Raw genomic sequence first — 1,004 nt, 5'->3', positions numbered from 1 at the left:
GACAGTCCGGTTCGGAACGAACATGCGACGATGGAAAGTCTGCAAGCGGAGCCGGGTTGATGACCGCTTTTGGCCGGCTAGCGTCCGCTCACCGGCCAACAGCTATCAGACTTCGGTTTGTTCGGCCATCTCGAGCGCGTCGTCTACCTCGATACCGAGGTATCGCACTGTGCTCTCGAGCTTCCTATGGCCTAAGAGCAACTGAACCGCGCGCAGGTTCTTAGTGCGTCGATATATCAGGGCTGCCTTCGTGCGGCGCATCGTGTGAGTGCCGTACGCGGCGTCATCCAGTCCGATCGATGCGACCCAACGATGGACGATGCGTGCATACTGGCGCGTCGACACGTGGGCTGACGCGTGTAGGCGACTGGGAAACAGATAGTCGGCGGGCTTCAGCCCCCGTGCGGAGATCCAGGCCGCGACAGTCTGTCGGGTTTGCTCCGTGATTTCGAACTGGACCGGTCGCTGCGTCTTCTGCTGCATGAACGTCGCTCGCGAGACCACGTGACCTCCCATGCAAACGTCTTGAACCTGCAAACGCGTCAAATCGCACGCCCGAAGCTTGCTGTCGATTGCAAGGTTGAACATCGCCAGCTCGCGGGCGTTGGAGGACATCTGCAGTCTTGTTCGGATCGCCCATATTTCTCGAAGCTTCAACGGGGGCTTCTGGCCGGTCAGCCTGCCCTTGTTCCACGGCACCCGACGAGCGCCGGAGGAATTAAGCGTTTCCATGACGATCTCCTCTTCAACAAAAGGGAGATCGATTTTGCTCCTGGGGAGCGGTCAGTCTTCGACCCCTAGGCGCCGCTCGCCCTTTGTATCGCCGAGCGGCAGATGACTGGACAATACGAGCCATTCGGCTTTGCCTCACGGTCAGCATCAGCTTTTATTCGCGAGTTGGTCGCCTGCGGCAGAGATCGCCTCCAACAACGCGGGCGGGGCCACCGGTTTCACCAGATGCAGGTCGAAGCCCGCCTGTTCCGAACGCTCGCGGTCGCCCTTCG

Annotated in this window: 1 protein-coding gene; it reads right to left on the bottom strand. The window is 60.3% G+C overall.

The window, feature by feature from the left end; all coding sequences use genetic code 11:
* Positions 1–105: 105 nt before the first annotated feature.
* Positions 106–732 (bottom strand): tyrosine-type recombinase/integrase, encoded by a 627-nt coding sequence (locus NCR34_RS27885; protein WP_250501438.1) that lies wholly within the window; start codon positions 730–732, stop codon positions 106–108.
* Between the last annotated feature and the right edge of the window lie 272 nt (positions 733–1,004).

Origin of the sequence: Caballeronia sp. GAWG1-5s-s, assembly GCF_023631445.1 — a bacterium.
Classification (GTDB): Bacteria; Pseudomonadota; Gammaproteobacteria; order Burkholderiales; family Burkholderiaceae; genus Caballeronia.
The sequence above is the reverse complement of the archived record's forward strand: the minus strand, read 5'-3'. Positions and strand labels throughout refer to the sequence as shown.

Bases quoted from the DNA above. Each gene is read 5' to 3' on its own strand.
- NCR34_RS27885 (WP_250501438.1), bottom strand. From the start codon at position 732: ATGGAAACGCTTAATTCCTCCGGCGCTCGTCGGGTGCCGTGGAACAAG.